Source organism: Blastococcus sp. CCUG 61487 (genome assembly GCF_005222955.1).
Lineage (GTDB): Bacteria > Actinomycetota > Actinomycetes > Mycobacteriales > Geodermatophilaceae > Blastococcus.
Window position 1 is genome coordinate 1 of sequence record NZ_LWUA01000181.1, and the last position, 306, is coordinate 306.

1 protein-coding gene is annotated in these 306 nt (G+C 77.1%); it reads right to left on the reverse strand.

The features are described from left to right. Positions 1-306 (reverse strand): hypothetical protein (locus tag A6V29_RS20880; RefSeq protein ID WP_212719203.1); only part of this gene is annotated, 306 nt, incomplete at both ends.

Genomic DNA, 306 nt, shown 5'->3' on the forward strand with positions numbered 1-306 from the left:
GCCGCGGCGATCGCGGCCGGGGTGTTGCCGTCGATGACCCGCTGCTCCAGGCGCTGCACCTCCTGGGCGCGCAGGGTGTTGTCCGCCCGCAGCCGGGTGGCCTCCAGCGAGTCGACGGCGATGGCGGTGTTGAGGACCAGCAGGCCCACCGCGGCACCGGCGATCAGCGCGACCATGAGCAGCACGAACGGAGCCCGCCGGTGCCGCAGCGCGGTCCGGGGCGTGCGCCGCGGACGGGTCGGCAGCGGGGTGACCAGGCTGAGGTGCGGCCGCGGTGCGGTGCGGGCCGGTGTGGTGCGGGGGGCA